The sequence below is a fragment of the Moraxella sp. K02 genome, from assembly GCF_041154755.1.
In the GTDB taxonomy this organism is placed as follows: domain Bacteria; phylum Pseudomonadota; class Gammaproteobacteria; order Pseudomonadales; family Moraxellaceae; genus Faucicola.
Map to the genome: position 1 here is coordinate 1,706,679 of NZ_AP031590.1, position 18,861 is coordinate 1,725,539.

Sequence of the window (18,861 nt, forward strand, 5' to 3'; positions counted from 1 at the left end):
TACTCAGCACTAACTTTTAGTTATTTATTATGGGTCACTGATGTCACAATCTAGCCAACGTCCTGTCACAAGCTCAAGCAAAAGTAGCACCCCAGCATCAACCATTCAAACCGCCAAACTACACTGGCAGTTAGACGATAACGGCGTGACTGTCCCCATTTCTGGCGACTTTGGCGATGTTTATTTTTCCAAAACAGACGGCTTGGCAGAATCTCGCTATGTTTTTATTGATGGCAACGACTTAACCACTCGCCTCACTAATTTGCGGAACTTTGAACGATTTGTCATCGGTGAAATTGGTTTTGGGACAGGGCTTAATATCTTGGCTATTTGGCAACTGTGGCAACAAATCAGACCTGACAATCATAGCCATTTACATATCATTACCGCCGAAAAATTTCCCTTAAGCAAAACTGACCTTGCACAAGCGCTGAGCGTGTGGACAGAGCTTGCTGGGTTATCACAACAGCTCATTGACAACTATCCGCCACCACTGGCTGGCTGCCATCGTTTGAACTGGTTTGATGAACGATTGACGATTGATTTATGGCTTGGCGATGCGACGAGTAGTTTGTCGCAAGTGACTGGGCAAGGCAAAGTCGATGCGTGGCTGCTTGATGGGTTTGCGCCGAGCTGTAACCAAGAACTTTGGTCAGCGGATTTATTGGCTCAAATTGCAAGGTTATCCAAACCTCACACGACTTTGGCGACATTTAGCGTGGCAAGCGCAGTCAAACAGGGGCTAAAACATCATGGTTTTACCTTAGCCAAACGTAAAGGCTTTGGCAAAAAGCGAGAAATGCTCACCGCAAGCTTTCAACCTAAGTCAACATCCGGCAATTTTTGCGAAATCCATTTTCGCTATAACAAAAAAATTAAACCATTTTTTGTCACCCTACCCTTTACTGACACGTTTGAATCCCGACGTCGTCAGCGTCGAAAAGCCAATAACGTTAAAGGCTTTGAATTACCCAATTTTTCCGCTATTACAAAACCGCTGTCTGTGGCGGTGATTGGGGCTGGAGTGGCGGGGTTAAGCAGTGCGTATGCCTTAGCCGCCCGTGGGCACAAGGTCACCATTTTTGATAAAGATAAGCCATTGGCAGGCGCATCGGGCAACATCCGCGGTTTTCTTGCGCCAAAACTTACCAGCCTAAAACGCCTTGAAACCAATCTACATGCGATTGGTTATTTGGCAAGCTGTCGATTTTACCCTTATTTGACCGCACAAACCGGTATTGAAATCCTACAAACCACCGGCTGTTTGGATTTACTCTCACACAATCGCTTACAACTCGATGAAGTCAAAGATTTTCCAATTGAATTTGCCCGTTTATTGACCGCAGAACAAGCCAAAGCGAAGGTCGGTTATGAGGTTGGGCAAGCGATATTTTTGCCCAATGCCGGGTTAATCACTACCGCAAACTTCGCCAAAGCTGTTTTATGCCACCCTAATATTAGCTTTCAAACCGAGGAATTAACCTATTTTCAGCAAGCCTATTTTCAGCAAGATTGCGACCAAGTGCTATTAACATTCACTGAGCGTCAGCAGCTTTTTGACCATGTGATTTTGTGCATGGCTTTAGACACCTGCGATTTTTTACCCACCATCAAACGCTTTAATCACAGCCGTGGGCAAGTGACGTGGTTTGCTGTCGATGAGCATGATATAGCACAGTTGCCAAGACTGCCGCTAAAGTATGGCAGTTATTACGCCAGTTTTAACGAAAACAGTAAACGCCATGTCATGCTTGGGGCAAGTTTTGTCAGGGATACCTTGGATACCACGCCAGCAGTTGCTGACCATAAGATGAATGTGGCAGATTTTGCGGGTGCAGTGCCCGATTTGGTCAACAACACCGATATGTTTACCGTCGAAAAAAACATATCTCATTGGCAGGGTCGCGCCAGTATCCGCAGCCAAACCGTGGATTATCTACCCCTAGTTGGGCAGGTGTGGCAAGCGGGTTATGAAAGCAAAAGCCGAGTCTGGACATTTTCGGCATTGGGGTCAAAGGGCTATGCTTATGCCCCGATTTGTAGTGAGCTGTTGGTCGGGTTACTGTGCGGGGAAATATTGCCGTTAGCTAACAAGATGGTCAACAGTTTAAGCCCCAATCGCAAGGTCATTCGGCGCTAGGTTATTTTCTCAGCAGTTTTTGATAAACCAAACTGCGTAAACTATTTGGCAATAATCGCACCGGTAAGCGAATGGCGAGGTTTTTAAGCAGTTGCGCAATATGCAAAAACCCTTGTTGATAAAAACTTTGCTGAATTGCCCACTCGTATCGGGCATACGTCAAGCCCCCGCGCCGTTCATACATCGCATCCCCTGCCCGTGCATACACTAGCACCTCTGGCAAATTGGCAAACTGATAGCCAGCGACCAATAACCGTACCCACAAATCATAATCTTCAAACAGCGGCGCATGCCGATAGCTACCGACCGCTTGTACCGCTGATTTTTTGAAGGCAACGGTCATGTGGTTGATGGGATTGCGCGACTTGGCGGAGGCAAAAATCGCCTCGTGTGAGGTTGGCACCGTGCGAGATTTTTTCCCCTGTGACAGCTGCTTTTCAAATTCAATGATTTGCCCGCCCAACACGTCAATTTCTGGATGGTTTTGGATAAAGTTGATTTGCTGCTCAAAGCGGTTAGGCACACAGATATCATCCGTATCCATGCGCATGACCCAGTCATGTTGACAAGCGTTTAGACCTGCATTCAAAGCCTGTCCAAGTCCGACGTTTTTTGTTAAAGCGATAATCGTTAACGGTAGCTGCGGCTTAAACTCTTGTACCACTTTTTGCAATGCCAAATTGATTGGACCATCAAACACCAACACAATCTCATCGGCTTGGCGTGTTTGATTGCCCAAGCTGGCTAGACATTCGGCCAGAAATTCGGGGTTTTCTTTGTCATACAGCGACATCAATACAGAAAATTTCATGTTAACTCACCCAGCCAAGTCAATGCCACATCCTTTTTTACTTTACGCGCAAACCAATAGCCATCAAATTTCGCCCGCTCCAGCTTTAATAGATCCAAATAAATCGGACTATTGCCATTATTTACATTTTTGTCAAAAATAATTTGTCGGCGGTTATCATTACTTAGGCGAATTTGATTGGTTAATTTTTCAGTAATTAGGGTTTGAAAAAAGTGTTCATCGGGCACCAGTTTGTGACGGAAAAAATCACTGTATTCATCGGTAAAAGGCACAATTTTTTCCCAGTCTTCACGCGTTACTGAAAACCATTGTGAGCCAAAATAAATGGGCGAGTGATAGGGTTTTACTTTTGCCACACCTTGTTGCAGTTTGGTGATGATTTTGCCCGTCAATTGCCGTTGCCAGTTGCTATCGGCATGGGGACTGTCCATAATAAAGCGATAGGCATACTGTGGCGCTATCTCGCAGGTCATCATCGTCTGAAAATCAAACCACTGTTGCCACTGTTTTTCTATCACTTCAAATGGTTGTAACACCACATCTTCACCGCTTAACAGATGAAAATAAGCATTGTCCTCATTGGCAAACGCTGTTTCAAACAATTTTAACGACGCTTCAATTTGGCTAAACCCGCCCCAACGTACCGATATCCTGTCGCTCAGCAAAACGACATTGGCTAGCTGTGCAGTCTCAGGGTCAAGAAAATAATCGGATTTAGCATCCATATGCACATAAAAATTGACATTGGGCTGAATTTTCGCCAGCTTAATAAAATAACTGATATCTTGATGGGCTTGAACCAGCACGGCGTGTTTTTTCATGCAGTTACCCTTTGAACCCATTTAGATTATCTGCGTCATCTAAATTAATCAGGGTAAAACCACGACTGGCAAGAAATTCATACGCATCAGGGAATTTATCCCACAGCGCTTGGGTATACACCATAAATACTTGGGTGCGGGGAAATTCTTTGAGCGAAAACACGGCAGTGCTGATAAAGGTATAAATTTCAAAGCGTTGCTGGGGGTTTTGTTGCAATGCCTCGCTTAGATAATCTTCAATGATTTTATCACTATCAATCACCGGCAAAATATGGCTAAAATCCAAGTTTTCTCGCGGGTGTGGACAAAATGCGTCAAGGTGAAATGCCTTGACCATTGTTTCTACAATATCAGCATAAGCTTTGTCACCGATAAAATTGTCGAGGGCTTGCCCCAATAACAGCCGTTTTAACGGCAAATTTTCATCAGGCTGATTGTTTACTTTATCAAACAAATAAACAGGCTCGGTAGCGTCTATAATATTTTTTTCCTGGGGAAAAATGGTGAAATGTTTTTTGGAGATAGCCAAAATACTAGGGATACTGGGATAAGTAATGCCCACGGCGTGTTTAAAAAGTTGTAGTGGCAAGGATTTTGGTAACGGTTGAAAATAGCTAGAATTGGGAAAAATATTAGCGGTACCGTCATCAAAGGTATACAGCTGTTGGAATTTTACTTTAGAAATAACATATTGCAAAAATAACACGTCAATACTGGCAAGATAGACATTTTCGATAGGTTTTTGCCAAATATCAAGCGTGTTAAGTGTGGTTTTGATGTGGTTTAAGGTGGCAAAACGTTCGCCCCAGGTTTTATTGTTCAGTTCGATAAAGGCGGATTTTTCGCAGACCTGCTCAAGTTGGTCAAAATAATAGCGGTGTTTGGGCTCGCTTTTTGAATGGACGCCATACGGCAAATACAGCCCAATAAAGGGGGTACTGTGTTGCTTAATAATTTGCTTGGCAATCAACACTTGCAAGGGGGTGATACAAATAATGAGATTCATGGCGTTTTTTTGACCTTTTCCACCTGCAGCGTATAATAATACAAGAGCGGCAAAATCACCACGCCACTAATAATAGTCGCATACGGCACCACTGCCAGTGATACGCCACTTAACACCCACAAGGCAACCAAATACACCACCGTTGAGATGACGGAACACAGCGAAATTTGCGCGCTTTTGGCATGATAAAACAAAAAATTCACCAACAATAAATACGGAATTATCAGCGAAAACGCCAGTACAAACATCACCACATAATACTGGCTTTGGGCAAAATCTGCCCCCAATAGCCACGCCATCAATGACGATGGCATCGCCCACGCCATGGCAGTCAACAGAAAAGGCACCATCAAACTTAGCCAAAACAGTCGATGCAATTGCCTCACTGTCATGCGCTGCGATTTTAGCCGTTCATATAAGTGAGGCACCAGCGCAGAATTGACCGCCATAATCACAATAGTCAAGCTACTAGCGACTTGCACCCCTGCCGAGTATACCCCTAGCTCATGACTGCTAAACCGCTCGTGAATCAACACTCGGTCAAGTTGCCCTTTGATGGTATAGCTTAACCCATGTAACAGTAGCGGCAAGCCTAGGGTTAAAATATAGCCCAGTCCCAGTTTGAGCCGTTTTGGGGTAAAGCGAAAGTTGATAGCAAATTGGTATTTTGCCCACGCCAACGCTGCCACAAAGGTAAACCCATGCGCCAAGATAATCGCGATAAGACGCTGGGCAACTTTATCCGTGGTATCGCCAGCAAAAAACTGAAAAATCAGCACCGTCCATAGCAAATTGCCCAAGGCTAAGCCCAGTTGGATGGTCAGATAGCTAAACGGGCGTTTTTGGCATTGCCGCAGTGCCAGTTGGTTTTGAATCAAGGTTTGCAAAAAGGCGGTAAAAAAGCAGTAAAATAACAATTCGCTATGTAACAGCCAACTAATCACCGTCCCAATCAGCAGCACGCCCACACTATATAGCCCGCCCGCCAATAAAATATTGCCTAGCCCATGCCTGCCATACACATAAAAGTAACGGGTCAAAGCGCCATTTTGCGACAGACTCATGGCGATTACAATAAATGCCGTGAGCGATAAATAATAGGACAAATCACCAAAACCCGTTGTGCCTAATACCCGTGTCAAATAGGGCAATAGCAAAAACGGCACAGCTTTGGCGGTCATCTCGCCTACCACATAAATTAGGCTGTCTTTGAGCAGGGCGGATTTTGTTAAACGTTTGATTTTATTTAACATTACCTTTCAAGGACATCCCACGAGGTGGCGGTATTGGCTTGGATATCCGTTAGCACTTTTTTGCCCATTAATTCATCATAAAACTTCGGGGCAAGCCCAAAGCCAGGGCGAACGCTACGGATACAGCTTTCATCAATCACATCCCCTGCCGTCATGTCTTTGACAAAATACAGTGAACGGCGAAATTGCACATTGCCGATTTCGCTTGATTTTCGCCCATAATCGACTTGTCCCAACGCTTGCCAAGCGGTTTTACTGTCACGGCAGAGCGCGGTGAGTTCGTCTTTTTCCAGTGAAAAGCTGTCATCCGCCCCGCCGCCATTGCGGTCTAGGGTGACGTGTTTTTCAATGATACACGCCCCCAATGCCACGCTTGTCACGGCGGTGGTGTTGTCAAGCGTATGGTCGGATAAGCCAATCGGCACGCCAAAACAGCGCTGCATATCGACAATGGTACGCAGGTTATAGTCCTGTGCGGGAGCTGGGTAACCACTCACGCAGTGCAATAACGCAAGCTGTTTGCAGCCGCCATCATAAGCGGCGGCAACCGCCTCGGCAATTTCGGTTTGGTCCGCCATCCCTGTGGAGATAATCATTGGCTTGCCGGTACTTGCTACATATTTGATAAGCGGTAAATCAATGGCTTCAAACGAGGCGATTTTGTACGCTGGGGCGTTCAAATCCTCGAGCAAATCCACCGCAGTAAAGTCAAACGGTGAGCTAAACATGGTGATACCGACTTTGTGAGCGTGGTCAAACAATGGTTTATGCCAGTCCCACGGCGTGTAAGCTTCTTGGTACAAGTCATACAAGGTACGCCCGTCCCACAGTCCCCCATGAATTTGGAAATCTGCGGCGCTGCTGTTGAGGGTGATGGTATCTGCGGTGTAGGTTTGCATTTTGACCGCATCAGCCCCGCACGCCTTTGCCATGTCAATGATACGGTAAGCGTTATTGATGTCGCCGTTGTGGTTGGCGGACATTTCGGCGATGATGTATGGCGCATGGTCAACACCGATTGGGCGATGGTTAATGCTAAAATTTTGCTTCATAAAAATACCATTAAAATAAAAAATCTTGCGATTTTAATTCAAACTCAACCACATCATACACTTTTTCACCCACACCAAAATGCTGTTGTAGCACGCCTGTTTCGCTAAATCCCAATTTACGATGCAACGCCAGTGACGCGGTATTATATGCCAGCACTTGCGCGGTGATTTTGCCAATATCGGTGGTGTTGAAAATCCGTGCAATCGCCAAAACCGCCAACGCAAAGCCAAGCCCCTGCCCTTTTGCGCTATTAGGGGATAAATAAAACCCCCAACTGGCAGTTTTTTCATTCTGCCTTGATGAATTAGGATTTGACGCATTAGGGTTTGGCGTATGGGTGTTTGCCAACTGCAGCGTCTGGTATTTATCTACCGTCATTTGGGTAACATTGACTAGCCCCATCGGCTCGCCGCCTTTACTCCCATCCGTTTCAAAAATCAGCAAATGCACATTGTCACGGTCAAGCTGTCTGCCATACCACTTTTCATGATCAGCAAGGGCAATTTCATCCTGCCCAAACATCCACCGGCGCACGTCGATGTGATTACGCCATTGCCAAATCATCTGGCTATCGGCTTGGGTCGCTTGTCGCACTTGACAATGTTGAAATTTTTGCGCAAATTCAATCCAGTGCGCAACGCGTTTTGCCCCTTGCCCATCGACCAACTTGGCAGATTGACGACTGAATTTTTTATAATTGTCGGCCAGTTCGCTCAACAAGCGGGGCAGTTGCTCATCCAATCTAGCTATATCAGTCACCACTTTGACCAAGTTTTTATCCGCCAACGCTTTGGCAATCACCTGTTGGTTATCGGCAAGCACCATCAGCACCATCGGTAAGCCCAAACAACAGCGCTCCCAAGTGGTGCTGCCTGCTGCCCCAATCGCAAGGTCAGCATTAGCCATCAATTGCGCCATATTAGTCACATTGACAAGTACGGCACACGCAAAACTTGCGTGTTTGGCAAACCTTTGTACACTTTCGATATGCGGTGCGGTTTTGCCCATGACGACAGTCACGTTAAACACTTGCGCAGATTGTTGCACAAAGGTATTGAGACTTTGCAAAATCTTGAGCGTGACATTATCGTTATCGACACCGCCAAGATTGACCAATATATTGTTGGGCGACTGTACGCTTTTACGTCTGTTTAGGCTCATAGCTCGCCAGCTGGCAAACTCATCCCGTAATAGTGTATAGCGTGTACCTAGTAGTCGCTGGCAATCACTTGGCACAAGCGGTTGATAATCTTCGTTTTTTCGCCCAAAATTTTGGTCGAGCAAAATCTCACAGTCGTGCGTTCGGTCGGCTAAATCGTCAATGGCTAAAATTTTAAGGTTTGGCAAAAGTCGTTTGGCTTGCTGCTCCCAGTTTTTGCCAATCGCATAATGGTCTATAATCAGCCAATCTGGCTTTAATGCTTGCAAGATAGGTTGACACTCGGCAAAATCATCGCTTTCACTAATCCCTAGCCACTCGCTATGGACATGCTGTTTGATAAAATCTGCAGTCTCACTTTTGGCTAACAGCTGCACAGCAAAACCTTTTTGCCCAATCAAATCCGCCAAATGCCCGTCATGCGCCCGACAAATAAACGAGATATCATGCCTTTGCTGTTTTAACCGGTCAGCGAGCGTGAGGCAACGCATGATATGACCGCTACCCATCGTTAAACTTGCGTCTGCTCGGACCACGATTTTCATGTTAGCGCCTATCTTCATGCTAGCGCCAATTGCGCTTGGTACAGGCGCTCAGCAAATCGCCAATCATTTTCATCATCAATATCAACAACACTGTATTTTGGCAACACATAGCCTAGGGCATGATTATGGATTTTATCCTCACAGAGCCATGCCTCACGACTGCCCCAATAAAACTGCCCTGCATCAAAATACGCCTGCGGCAAATCTTGGGTTCGGGTGAGTTCATGTTGGCTAAACATGCTCGACACTTCACCAGTATCGCTTAATTTCAGTGAGCGTAACACATTGGATTCAAATTCTAAAACCGGAAAACAATACAAACTGTTGGATGACTGCCAGCGCTCAAAACTGTCGGTTAAATACTGCGGTTTTAAAAAAGGCGTACAGGGGTATAGACAGCAGATATGGCGAGCTTCTGGCACGCGCTGCAGCGTATGGCGAATCACCGCAGCGGTAGTGGCATAATCATCGGCAAGCGCGGCAGGTCTTTGGCTGACAGTTGCACCATACTGTTGAGCGATATCAGCAATAGCGCCATCATCAGTGGAGACGATAATCTGCTCAAACAGTTGGCTGTTTTTTGCCGTTGCAATGGCACGAGCCAGCATGGGCTTGCCACAAAAATCTTTGATGTTTTTGCGGGGAATGCGTTTACTACCCCCACGCGCAGGGATGATACAGACGTTCATTATGCTAATGCCTGAGCCAACGCTATCTTTAAGGCATCCACCACTTGGTCTTGCAATGCTTCGCTCAAATCATAATACAATGGCAAACTAATCGCCCGTTGATAATATTGCTCAGCATGCGGAAAATCGCCAAGTTTAAAGCCCATTTGTTGATAAAACGGTTGCGTATGCACAGGGATATAATGCACATTCACCCCGATATTTTGCGCCCGCAAACTGTCAAACACTTGCTTACGCGTTTTGCCACTGTCCGCTGTTAGTTGAATGGGATATAAATGAAACCCCGAATAATTAGCAGGATTGCGATAAGGCAACATAATCGGCAAATCTTTTAATAATTCATCATAACGCTTGCCAAGCTGGTGACGGCGAGTGACAAAGTCATCCAAATAGTTCATTTGACTCACCCCCAATGCCCCTTGCAATTCGGTCATGCGATAGTTAAAGCCCAAATCAATTTGCTGATAATACCAACCACCGTCAGGCTCATCGGTCATTAGATTGGCATCACGGGTGATACCATGACTACGCAGTAGCTGCATTTTTTCCGCCAATGCCGAGTCATTCGTTGTTGCCAGTCCGCCTTCTGCGGTGGTAATGATTTTGACAGGGTGAAAGCTAAACACGGTAATGTCGCTAAACTCACAATTGCCGATTGGTTGATTGTGATATTTGCCACCAATGGCATGGGAGGCGTCCTCAATCACCTTAAAGCCATATTGCTGTGATAGCGCATGAATGGCCGCCATATCACAGGGTTCACCGGTGAAATGCACGGGAATAACTATTTTTGGCAAGCGGTTTTCAGCATCGGCACGCTGTAACTTTTCTTCCAAGGCGTTGATAGACATATTGAGTGTTAGCGGATCAATATCCACAAAATCAATGTTAGCACCACAGTACAATCCACAGTTGGCGGATGCGGTAAAGGTAATCGGCGTCGTCCACAGCCAGTCATCTTTACCCTTTTCACCTTGACCAAGCCCCAATGCCAAACAAGCAATATGTAGTGCTGAGGTCGCACTATTCACCGCCACGCCAAACTTTGCCCCCGTATAGGTAGCGACGCGTTCTTCAAACGCCGGCACTTGACTACCTTGGGTCAAAAAATCAGACTGTAGCACAGCGACCACTGCGTCAATATCAGTTTGGGTGATATGCTGACGACCATAAGGGATAAATTGATTTGCCATAATATTTGTCATAATATTTGCCCAAGGGGGGGGGTTGTTATCAAGTGGGTTTGTTATCAAGGGTTAGCGATTAAATTTTACCAATTTTTGCTTTGTTGGTTTCAATCCATTCTTGTAGTTGTCCAGTCGTCATCCACTCACTGTTATTATCACTGGCGTACACGAAGCCTTCTGGCACCTTAACACCATCTTTGATACGTTCAGGCGTTTCATCCCAGCCATTAATCGTTGGCAAGATTTTAAAATGCTCAGGATATTCGTAGGTATGAAAAGAATCTTCAGCACTAATCATTTGCTCATGCAGTTTCTCGCCGGGACGAATACCAATGATTTTCTGCTCGGCTGTGGCAGAAACGGCAGTTGCCACATCTGGCATGGTCATGGAGGGAATTTTTTTGACATAAATTTCGCCGCCCACCATGTCTTCAAATGCATGCCAAACCAACTCCACACCTTGCTCAAGCGAAATCATAAAACGGGTCATACGCGGGTCTGTGATGGTCAGCACGCCACTGTCTTTAATGGATAGAAAATACGGAATCACCGAGCCACGACTCCCCATGACATTGCCATAACGTACCACCGAAAAGCGTGTACCATGCTCCCCTGAATAGGCGTTGCCTGCGACAAACAGTTTGTCCGATGCCAATTTGGTCGCGCCATATAGATTCACGGGACTGGACGCTTTGTCAGTCGATAAGGCAACGACTTTTTTCACCCCCTTATCGATACAGGCATCAATTAAATTCATTGCGCCGTTGATATTGGTTTTGACACATTCAAACGGATTATATTCGGCAGTGGGCACGATTTTGGTTGCTGCCGCATGCACCACATAATCCACCCCATCAAGCGCTCGATATAGACGGTTTTTATCACGCACATCACCGATAAAAAAACGCACCCGCGGGTCGCCTTGGTACAGTTTTGCCATTTCCCACTGTTTCATCTCATCACGCGAGAGGATAATCAGTTTTTTGGGATTGTATTTTTCAAGCGTCATCGGCACAAAGGTATGCCCAAATGAACCTGTCCCGCCTGTCACTAAAATGGTTGAATTGCTTAACATAGTGCGCTACCTATTATGGCTAAAGTTATTTATCGCAGTTTATCTAGCCCCAAAACCTGTCAGCATGGTTTGAATGGTTTTGAGCACAATCAAGATATCTAATGCAAAAGAAATATGTTTAATATAATAAAAATCGTACTGTACCTTGAGCGCTGTCTCATCGGTATCACTGGCATACCCTTGTGTGACCTGCGCCCATCCAGAAATACCGGGTTTAACGATATGTCGATAATTATAAAAAGGGATGGTTTTTTCAAAGGTTTTGACAAAACTCAGCTGTTCAGGTCTCGGTCCAATCAGGCTCATATCGCCTTTGAGCACATTCAAAAATTGCGGCAGCTCATCGATACGGGTTTTACGAATAAACTTACCGACTCTAGTCACACGAGGGTCATTTTGTTGCGCCAGTTTTGCTCCATTTTTTTCTGAATCAAAGCGCATACTACGAAATTTATAGATTTTAAACAGTTTGCCGCCTTGCCCGACCCGCTCTTGGACAAATATGGCTTTACCCGGACTTTCCAACCGTATCGCAATGACAGTGATCACCGCAATCAGCAGTACAAAGGGTGATACCAATAAAATTGCTATAATATCAATCAGTTGTTTAAACCATAAATAGGTTTGCGAGGGCAACAACGAACCCAACTCATTTTCATACAAATGATGAATCGGCAGACGACCGGTCAAAGACTCATACACCTGGCGGTTATTATACACTGGTCTGCCCTGTAACGTTTGCTCGGTTAAAAATCGCTGCCAGTCTTCATCGAGTGCAGGCGATGACAGGTCTGCTACTATCGCTTGCACTTTTTTGGATTGTATGGCATCCAAATGCGGTTTTTCAAGGCGCAGCCAACGGATTTGAAAAATCGCTTCAAAGTTTTGACAATGTCCCAGTGGAATATACGCCATATAAGGTTGGTGCGCTTTTTGCTCAAGTAAAAACGATAAAAAGAAAAACACTGCCCCGATAACACCCGATAAGCCAAAGTAATATAGCGAATACGGCAACCGAAAAACGATAATCACCATGCCTAACAGCATCATCACCAATAATAAGGTTGGCAACACAAAGCTGATGGAGCGTTGACCTGGAAAATCGGTGAGTTTGCGCAGACCAAGGGTAACTAGCAAGACACCCAAGGTGGCTAACACCATACTGTTAAATTCAGTCAGTAGCCAGCGCCCCTGCAAAAAGCGCATTCGCCACATCAGCAAGGCGGGCAAAATTACCACCACCCCCCAGCCCACGATAAGTCGGAACGCGATATTTTGCCATACTAAAAAAATTACCCGCTGCATTATGGTTTAAGTCCTGTTTTTTCAGGATTGGCGTCTCGCCATTGTTGAAACTCACGGTATAAAGCTGCAAATGTCGCAGGATCTTGTTTGGCAAGATTGCCCAAGTCAGTATCCACATTATCACAATCCGACAAATTTTTTACCATGACACAAGCCGCTTCGATATGTTTTAATGCCGCTTGCTGGTCACCTTTATAGGCTAAGAACTGTGCATAAGCTAATATATTATACTGGGAAGAATCGGTATTTATCACCTCTTCAAAGATGGCTTCCTTTACGCTTGCCTGATGACGGTTAATCGGCACTTGCATGGCAAGGATGCGGTCATGATACGCGCTAAAGCCAAACACATCATTTTGGTAGTCAATTCCTTTGTCTTGATTTAGATGATTGGTATGCTTGATAAAGCGATTATAATCTAAATAATTGAGATGAAAATATTGCCAAATATAGTAGCCTGATAACATCGCCAAACCCAGCATGACAACAGACATGGCTTTTCTTAGTTTGGGTTGCCACACAAGTTGCCATTTGGTCTGTTCAATCAACGCCAAAAACAAGGCAAAAACCGCGAGATAACGAAAATACCATAACGGATATTCGACACTGGCATACAAGATACTGGCGATGACAAATGCCAGTGCAATCGCGCTTTCGCTACTATGGCGCAGATGAATCGCCCGCACCAGTAGCCAAACAATCGGCACAAAGCACAGCGCGCCTAACACACCTAGCTCCGCCAAAATCATGGTGGCAAAATTGTGGGAATGGTCAGCAATCTCTGGCCATTTAAAATATTGGGCATAATCAACGCTTGCGCCCATGTAGTTGTTCCAACCGACCCCTGTGAGCACATGGTCATGAAATATCATCATGGCGCGTTCGCTCATCGCTGAGCGGTTCCCCTGCCCGCCCGCCATACGGCTCACTGCCCCAAGCTGATTGGCGCTGCTATAATTACTAAGCCAGCTTGCGCCCATATAATAAAGCACAAATATGACAAGACCAAAAACGCTAGCCGATAATTTGCTTTTCCACGCTATCGGCTGGGTCAAAAAGAAAATGGGAATCACCGCAAGCATCATCACCAGACCCGCCCGACTTTGGGTCAAGGCAAGGCCGATGGTAAATATCACAAACAATACCATCAAGCCAAACCGCGCATATTGTCGGTATCGACCAATCAGCCACTGCGGCGCATTTAACCTTTCTTGAAACGACTGCTGCAGTTGATAAATCACCCCACACAGCGCCAACACAAACGCATAGCCTGCGTGATTGGCTTGCCCAAAGTTGCCATCATAGCGTCCGCCATTGGCATTACCACGCGCAATCACCCAGCCTTTATAATCAATCTGATAGCCTTGGGTTTGCATCATTTGAATCATAAAAGTGACGATTGCCATGAGATATACCGCAATAAACAGGCGGTTTAATAAATTCGCTTTATTTTCAATATTACTGCCTATCAACGCAGTCAAGGCAACGACCAGCAAGCTTATCACCGGAAAGATTAACGCATCAGGGTAAGCGATATGATTAAATAATGGCTGACATACAATCAATAGGGCTAGCAGCAACCAAGTAAGCACAGATTTGCTCAATTTTGTGATGGGATGTTGCCAAAAAAAAGCGGCTATGGCTAAGCTGATAAAGCCAAACGCGGTGGCATTGACGACGAAATCTCGACCCAGTGGCGAATGCCAAGGCATTAGATAGGTCAAAATGGCTAACCCCATGAATAGGGTAAATAGACGGATATCTTGGGTGAGCGTTTGGTTTGATGTCGATAGTAGCATGGTGTTTTTCGTGGGCTTTAAACGCAAAAATGCTAAACAGGGTAGTTTAGCATTTTTCTTATCTTATAGTCATATTGAAGAAAAAATTTTGAGTTAATTTAACACTTTATTATTTTCATAAGCTTTAGCATACTATCATGACTAAATTAGTTAATAGTATTATCGAAGTTACAGTTTGAACCAAGGTATTTTTGCTCGATATTAGACTTACAGTACCAGCTACCATTGCTATTTCTTTCCCAAACAATTTTTTTACCATGAATTAATGGTGAGGTCTGGTTAGATATAGTAGCGGTGATGGTAGATTGTTGGGTTAAAGGATTTGTAATTTGTGCAATACCAGTATTGTCAGGCAATACAATCCCTACTTGAGAATTACCTTGAATAATATTAGATGGCGATGCCCTAGGGTCGCATTCGTTAGATCCCAAACCTATATTATTAACACCATTATTAAGACAGTCTTCTACTGACAATCTAAGCTCGCCAATCTCACCAATAATTCTACCTGCCTGTACTTTAACCATATAATTTTGGTATTGGGCTATAGCAATAGCGGATAAAATGCCAATGATAGCAATGGCTATAATTAATTCTACTAGAGTAAATCCTATATTATTTTTATATACCATTATGGGTAAAGCCCTTTAAAATATAATATTGTATTGCTAAGCAATTTACTTTAAATCCTCACCATAACGAAATCGAGCATAATCTATATATCTTGTTTTGAATAATACACCATATAATCTATACAAAAATCATTCCATGTTCACCAAATGAGCATTTGACCAAAATCTAGGTCCTAACGAGGGGCTAGAATTCACCATCCCTTTATCATTTCCATATTGAAAAAAACTGTCTGAGATAATAAAGAGAATTATCAAGATAAAGCCTAACCCCCATTTTAAAATATTTATTCCTTTCAAAAAATTAAATTGATTAGCTTTTGGAAAAAAAACTGACCTGCCATTTAGTTTTATTTGAATAATACTTATAATAAAGCAAAAATAAATTAATATAGTCATTTGGCTAACTGGATATACATGCGCGCCTGATAGTAACATATTAACTAATAGCGCTATAGAACCTGCAAATAATATTGCAGGAACTTGTGAACGTTTATTAATTAACCATTGAGTACTACAAATTATTAAAAAGCTGATAAGCAGCCCTGTCACTCCCCATTCAACAACTAATTGTACAATAAGATTATGGGGATGACCGATTTTTAAAGGGTTAATTTCTTCGGCAAAAACGAAATTCCCACCACCAAGACCTTTAAACGGATTTTGTAACCATTGATACCAAGCACCAATCCACATCCGCCACCGTGTGCCATCTTCTCCTCGCAGGACAGTATATTGAACAGCAGAAGTATCAAAGCATTGAATAATCCGATATGAAATAAAGCTAATCAATATACTTATAAGTGGGTTTAGTATTTTCTGATAGCCTTTAGGATAAAATAACACAATAGCGATTAAACCGGCACTAATCCCTAACCAATTAGCACGAGCAGCATCTAGCCATAAGGTTAAAAGAAAAAAACTAACGATTAGATTGGTGGTTTTTGTAAATCTTTTTAGAAAACCAGGTTGATACCATAATAAAAATATTAAAGGTAATAAAGCGTCATCATAATAACGAATATTAATAAACAGTCCATGCCAAACTAATGGTACATCAGCAGTAATGTATAAGTAGTACCCCACCAATAACCATATTGTACAACCTAAGGGACTAAGCGCAACGATTGCAATTGCTAATTCTACTTTTTGTCTTGGAATTTGAATCATTAAAAGGTAAACAAAATAGCTATAGCATAATAAGGCACCCATTAATGAGATATCTAATAAAGCTAATAGACTATTTTTAGAAAAAGAAATGATGGTAAGGCTATATATGAATAATAAGAAAATAAAAAGAATTTCAAATTTTGATTTTTTAATAGTTAGGGTGTTAAAACGTAGGATTCCATATATGAAGCTTAATAACAGTATTAAACATTCTTGTAACCGCCAACTATCAATCATGTTATGCATCCATTCACTGCTAATACCGAGGAATGCACTACTAATAAATACAAGCGGCAAACATAAAAAAATATAATCCCAATTCACACGCTTCATTATTTTTCTCGATTGCATAATAAATTAATAAAAAAGCACATCCGAAGATGTGCCTGTATAAAATTATTAGAATTATTAATTATGAACCTGAGCAACCAGCTGGTCTAAATTTAGCATCAGCGGTGGTTGAACAAGCCCATGAACCATTAGCATCACGTGTCCAAGTTAATGTTGCACTATTATCTTTTAAGGTAGCAGCTGCATTATTAGCAAAAGTAGCTACAATCGTAGCACCTGTAGTCAAAGCAGCACCATTAGTACCATCAGCAGCAGGAGCAGCACCTTGAACTGTTATAGTTTGAATATTAGATGTAGTAACCCCTAATGGACATGCACCCTGTGCAGTTTTACCTTCATTTAAACAGCTCTCCACAGCAGTTTTAATTGCGGCTGTTTCTCCCATAGCGCGGCTTACTTGCGATTTAGCAATGTAATTTTGATATTGTGGAATCGCAATCGCAGCCAAAATACCAATAATCGCCACAACAATCATTAATTCAATCAGGGTAAAACCTTTCTGAGCGTTCATAATGAACTCCTATTCTTGAGTGTATAAAATGGATAACCTAATCATATAGCCAGTCATCCAAGTAATTAAGTCAATTTGCAAAGTTTTGCTAACCATCACTTTGCCTTGGTAATACAATCATTGCATTTTGTGTGCCAATTTAATTTCTTAGCCAAATTAACACTAATATGCCTTCTACTTTGCTATTAATTTAACCCCAGTTCGACATAAGCCATACTCTAAGGCTTTGAATTAACAAGCAATCTTAGCGACGAAAGGTTCAATCAGCACATTTTTAAGTGTCGGCTTCTTGGGCTCATGGCAATAAGCAATCAGCCCTGCCACCAAATTACTCATAAACCCAACATGGCTACGATGCCTTGAATGCTCGATATGGCAAATATTCTTTAACTCATCAAACACCGTCTCAATCAAGAAACGGCGTTTAAGCAATCGCTTATCTAACCAAGCAATGTCTTTAGCTTTCATATTCTTTTTGACGTTGGTAATCAGTTCAACATCCAAGTTTTCGTCTAGCCAAGCGGTCAGCTTTTTATCAATGTAGCCTTTATCGCCAAACAGTTTACCAAAGACTTGGTTTTCGCACAGTTGTTTGACAGGCTTTCTGTCATCAACATTGCCCGCTGTCACGGTAAGATTCACGAGTTCACCTCGGTGGTTGATGATGGCGTGTAATTTAAAGCCAAAGAACCAGCCCATACTGCTTTTTCCTCGTCCTGCTGTATCGGCAAAGACTTTGTTGCGCTTGATACGGTGGTTATCACAAACTGCTAGGCTGGTTGAGTCGATGTAGCTAATCCCTGTGCAGTTGCCTTGCATTAAGAATTGTAGGTAGTCACACATGGGATATACGGCTTTTTCCATCAGCTCTACCATTCTGTTGTAACTTGGTAGTCTTGGAAAGGCATTTTTTAGCCATTGACAGACATAGCCATAGTAAAAGGCTTTAAATTCTCGATAGCGTATTTGATGAAATAGTACCAAGATGGTGATGATTTCTGCTAAACTTATTTTGCATGGTTTGTTGCGTCGCTTTTTACTGCTGTTGTTCTTTAGTTTTAGCATTTTCTGCTGTTGCTCGGCTGTGTAGGCTTTGCAAAAGTCGTCGATGTGGCAGTAAAGTTCTACAAGATTGTCCATGTAAGAAGTCCTGGTTAAAGGTGTTTGTGGTGAACTTACTTTAGCATGTTGGACTTCTTTTTTTATCCTTTCTTATGTCGAATTCAGGTTAATTTAAAAATTATTCAGTGTATCGAGGCTTATCTAAATGAAAATTTTTTTAACTATCCCAATTTATTCATTTATCCCTATGTTATTGTCAAAGATATGACAATATTTGTCACTATTTTTATATCAC

16 protein-coding genes are annotated in these 18,861 nt (G+C 43.2%); 1 reads left to right on the forward strand and 15 read right to left on the reverse strand.

The window, feature by feature from the left end:
- Positions 1 to 40: 40 nt before the first annotated feature.
- Entirely contained in the window at positions 41 to 2,140 is a 2,100-nt protein-coding gene (mnmC1, locus tag ACAM39_RS07595) for an FAD-dependent 5-carboxymethylaminomethyl-2-thiouridine(34) oxidoreductase MnmC1 (protein ID WP_369627221.1), read from the forward strand.
- Between the two features lies 1 nt (position 2,141).
- Here mnmC1 and ACAM39_RS07600 read toward each other — a convergent pair whose 3' ends face one another.
- The 15 genes from ACAM39_RS07600 to ACAM39_RS07670 form a co-directional block, all read right to left on the reverse strand.
- Positions 2,142 to 2,951, reverse strand: a complete 810-nt coding sequence (locus tag ACAM39_RS07600; RefSeq protein ID WP_369627222.1) for a glycosyltransferase family 2 protein — start codon at positions 2,949 to 2,951, stop codon at positions 2,142 to 2,144.
- On the reverse strand, positions 2,948 to 3,772 hold the full coding sequence (locus ACAM39_RS07605) for a beta-1,6-N-acetylglucosaminyltransferase (RefSeq protein ID WP_369627223.1): 825 nt from the start codon (positions 3,770 to 3,772) through the stop codon (positions 2,948 to 2,950). The genes ACAM39_RS07600 and ACAM39_RS07605 overlap by 4 nt, the downstream gene beginning before the upstream one ends.
- Positions 3,773 to 3,776: 4 nt before the next feature.
- Entirely contained in the window at positions 3,777 to 4,778 is a 1,002-nt protein-coding gene (locus ACAM39_RS07610; RefSeq protein WP_369627224.1) for a glycosyltransferase family 52, read from the reverse strand.
- Positions 4,775 to 6,031, reverse strand: coding sequence for an oligosaccharide flippase family protein (locus tag ACAM39_RS07615; protein ID WP_369627225.1), 1,257 nt, complete (start codon positions 6,029 to 6,031; stop codon positions 4,775 to 4,777). Before ACAM39_RS07615 ends, ACAM39_RS07610 begins: the two co-directional genes overlap by 4 nt.
- Entirely contained in the window at positions 6,031 to 7,083 is a 1,053-nt protein-coding gene (gene pseI, locus ACAM39_RS07620; protein ID WP_369627226.1) for a pseudaminic acid synthase, read from the reverse strand. The genes ACAM39_RS07615 and pseI overlap by 1 nt, the downstream gene beginning before the upstream one ends.
- A gap of 10 nt (positions 7,084 to 7,093) precedes the next feature.
- Positions 7,094 to 8,788, reverse strand: a complete 1,695-nt coding sequence (pseG, locus tag ACAM39_RS07625; RefSeq protein ID WP_369627227.1) for a UDP-2,4-diacetamido-2,4,6-trideoxy-beta-L-altropyranose hydrolase — start codon at positions 8,786 to 8,788, stop codon at positions 7,094 to 7,096.
- Between the two features lie 14 nt (positions 8,789 to 8,802).
- Positions 8,803 to 9,477 (reverse strand): pseudaminic acid cytidylyltransferase, encoded by a 675-nt coding sequence (gene pseF, locus ACAM39_RS07630; RefSeq protein WP_369627228.1) that lies wholly within the window; start codon positions 9,475 to 9,477, stop codon positions 8,803 to 8,805.
- Complete coding sequence (gene pseC, locus ACAM39_RS07635) at positions 9,477 to 10,670, reverse strand: UDP-4-amino-4,6-dideoxy-N-acetyl-beta-L-altrosamine transaminase (protein ID WP_369627229.1); 1,194 nt, start codon at positions 10,668 to 10,670, stop codon at positions 9,477 to 9,479. The genes pseF and pseC overlap by 1 nt, the downstream gene beginning before the upstream one ends.
- Positions 10,671 to 10,740: 70 nt before the next feature.
- On the reverse strand, positions 10,741 to 11,739 hold the full coding sequence (gene pseB / locus ACAM39_RS07640) for a UDP-N-acetylglucosamine 4,6-dehydratase (inverting) (RefSeq protein ID WP_369627230.1): 999 nt from the start codon (positions 11,737 to 11,739) through the stop codon (positions 10,741 to 10,743).
- Between the two features lie 39 nt (positions 11,740 to 11,778).
- Complete coding sequence (locus tag ACAM39_RS07645) at positions 11,779 to 13,044, reverse strand: exopolysaccharide biosynthesis polyprenyl glycosylphosphotransferase (protein WP_369627231.1); 1,266 nt, start codon at positions 13,042 to 13,044, stop codon at positions 11,779 to 11,781.
- Positions 13,044 to 14,843: a PglL family O-oligosaccharyltransferase gene (locus ACAM39_RS07650; RefSeq protein ID WP_369627232.1), complete on the reverse strand. Its 1,800-nt coding sequence runs from the start codon at positions 14,841 to 14,843 to the stop codon at positions 13,044 to 13,046. Before ACAM39_RS07650 ends, ACAM39_RS07645 begins: the two co-directional genes overlap by 1 nt.
- A 146-nt stretch (positions 14,844 to 14,989) precedes the next feature.
- A complete protein-coding gene (locus ACAM39_RS07655) occupies positions 14,990 to 15,475 on the reverse strand; it encodes a pilin (RefSeq protein WP_369627233.1) in 486 nt (161 codons plus the stop codon).
- Positions 15,476 to 15,604: 129 nt separating this feature from the next.
- On the reverse strand, positions 15,605 to 16,975 hold the full coding sequence (locus tag ACAM39_RS07660) for an O-antigen ligase family protein (protein WP_369627234.1): 1,371 nt from the start codon (positions 16,973 to 16,975) through the stop codon (positions 15,605 to 15,607).
- Positions 16,976 to 17,054: 79 nt separating this feature from the next.
- A complete protein-coding gene (locus tag ACAM39_RS07665) occupies positions 17,055 to 17,504 on the reverse strand; it encodes a pilin (RefSeq protein ID WP_369627235.1) in 450 nt (149 codons plus the stop codon).
- A 231-nt stretch (positions 17,505 to 17,735) separates the two neighbouring features.
- Positions 17,736 to 18,644, reverse strand: coding sequence for an IS982 family transposase (locus tag ACAM39_RS07670; protein ID WP_369627236.1), 909 nt, complete (start codon positions 18,642 to 18,644; stop codon positions 17,736 to 17,738).
- Between the last annotated feature and the right edge of the window lie 217 nt (positions 18,645 to 18,861).

Coding starts and splice junctions, on each gene's coding strand:
- mnmC1 (WP_369627221.1), top strand. CDS start 41: ATGTCACAATCTAGCCAACGTCCTGTCACAAGCTCAAGCAAAAGTAGC.
- ACAM39_RS07600 (WP_369627222.1), bottom strand. CDS start 2,951: ATGAAATTTTCTGTATTGATGTCGCTGTATGACAAAGAAAACCCCGAA.
- ACAM39_RS07605 (WP_369627223.1), bottom strand. CDS start 3,772: ATGAAAAAACACGCCGTGCTGGTTCAAGCCCATCAAGATATCAGTTAT.
- ACAM39_RS07610 (WP_369627224.1), bottom strand. CDS start 4,778: ATGAATCTCATTATTTGTATCACCCCCTTGCAAGTGTTGATTGCCAAG.
- ACAM39_RS07615 (WP_369627225.1), bottom strand. CDS start 6,031: ATGTTAAATAAAATCAAACGTTTAACAAAATCCGCCCTGCTCAAAGAC.
- pseI (WP_369627226.1), bottom strand. CDS start 7,083: ATGAAGCAAAATTTTAGCATTAACCATCGCCCAATCGGTGTTGACCAT.
- pseG (WP_369627227.1), bottom strand. CDS start 8,788: ATGAAAATCGTGGTCCGAGCAGACGCAAGTTTAACGATGGGTAGCGGT.
- pseF (WP_369627228.1), bottom strand. CDS start 9,477: ATGAACGTCTGTATCATCCCTGCGCGTGGGGGTAGTAAACGCATTCCC.
- pseC (WP_369627229.1), bottom strand. CDS start 10,670: ATGGCAAATCAATTTATCCCTTATGGTCGTCAGCATATCACCCAAACT.
- pseB (WP_369627230.1), bottom strand. CDS start 11,739: ATGTTAAGCAATTCAACCATTTTAGTGACAGGCGGGACAGGTTCATTT.
- ACAM39_RS07645 (WP_369627231.1), bottom strand. CDS start 13,044: ATGCAGCGGGTAATTTTTTTAGTATGGCAAAATATCGCGTTCCGACTT.
- ACAM39_RS07650 (WP_369627232.1), bottom strand. CDS start 14,843: ATGCTACTATCGACATCAAACCAAACGCTCACCCAAGATATCCGTCTA.
- ACAM39_RS07655 (WP_369627233.1), bottom strand. CDS start 15,475: ATGGTATATAAAAATAATATAGGATTTACTCTAGTAGAATTAATTATA.
- ACAM39_RS07660 (WP_369627234.1), bottom strand. CDS start 16,975: ATGAAGCGTGTGAATTGGGATTATATTTTTTTATGTTTGCCGCTTGTA.
- ACAM39_RS07665 (WP_369627235.1), bottom strand. CDS start 17,504: ATGAACGCTCAGAAAGGTTTTACCCTGATTGAATTAATGATTGTTGTG.
- ACAM39_RS07670 (WP_369627236.1), bottom strand. CDS start 18,644: ATGGACAATCTTGTAGAACTTTACTGCCACATCGACGACTTTTGCAAA.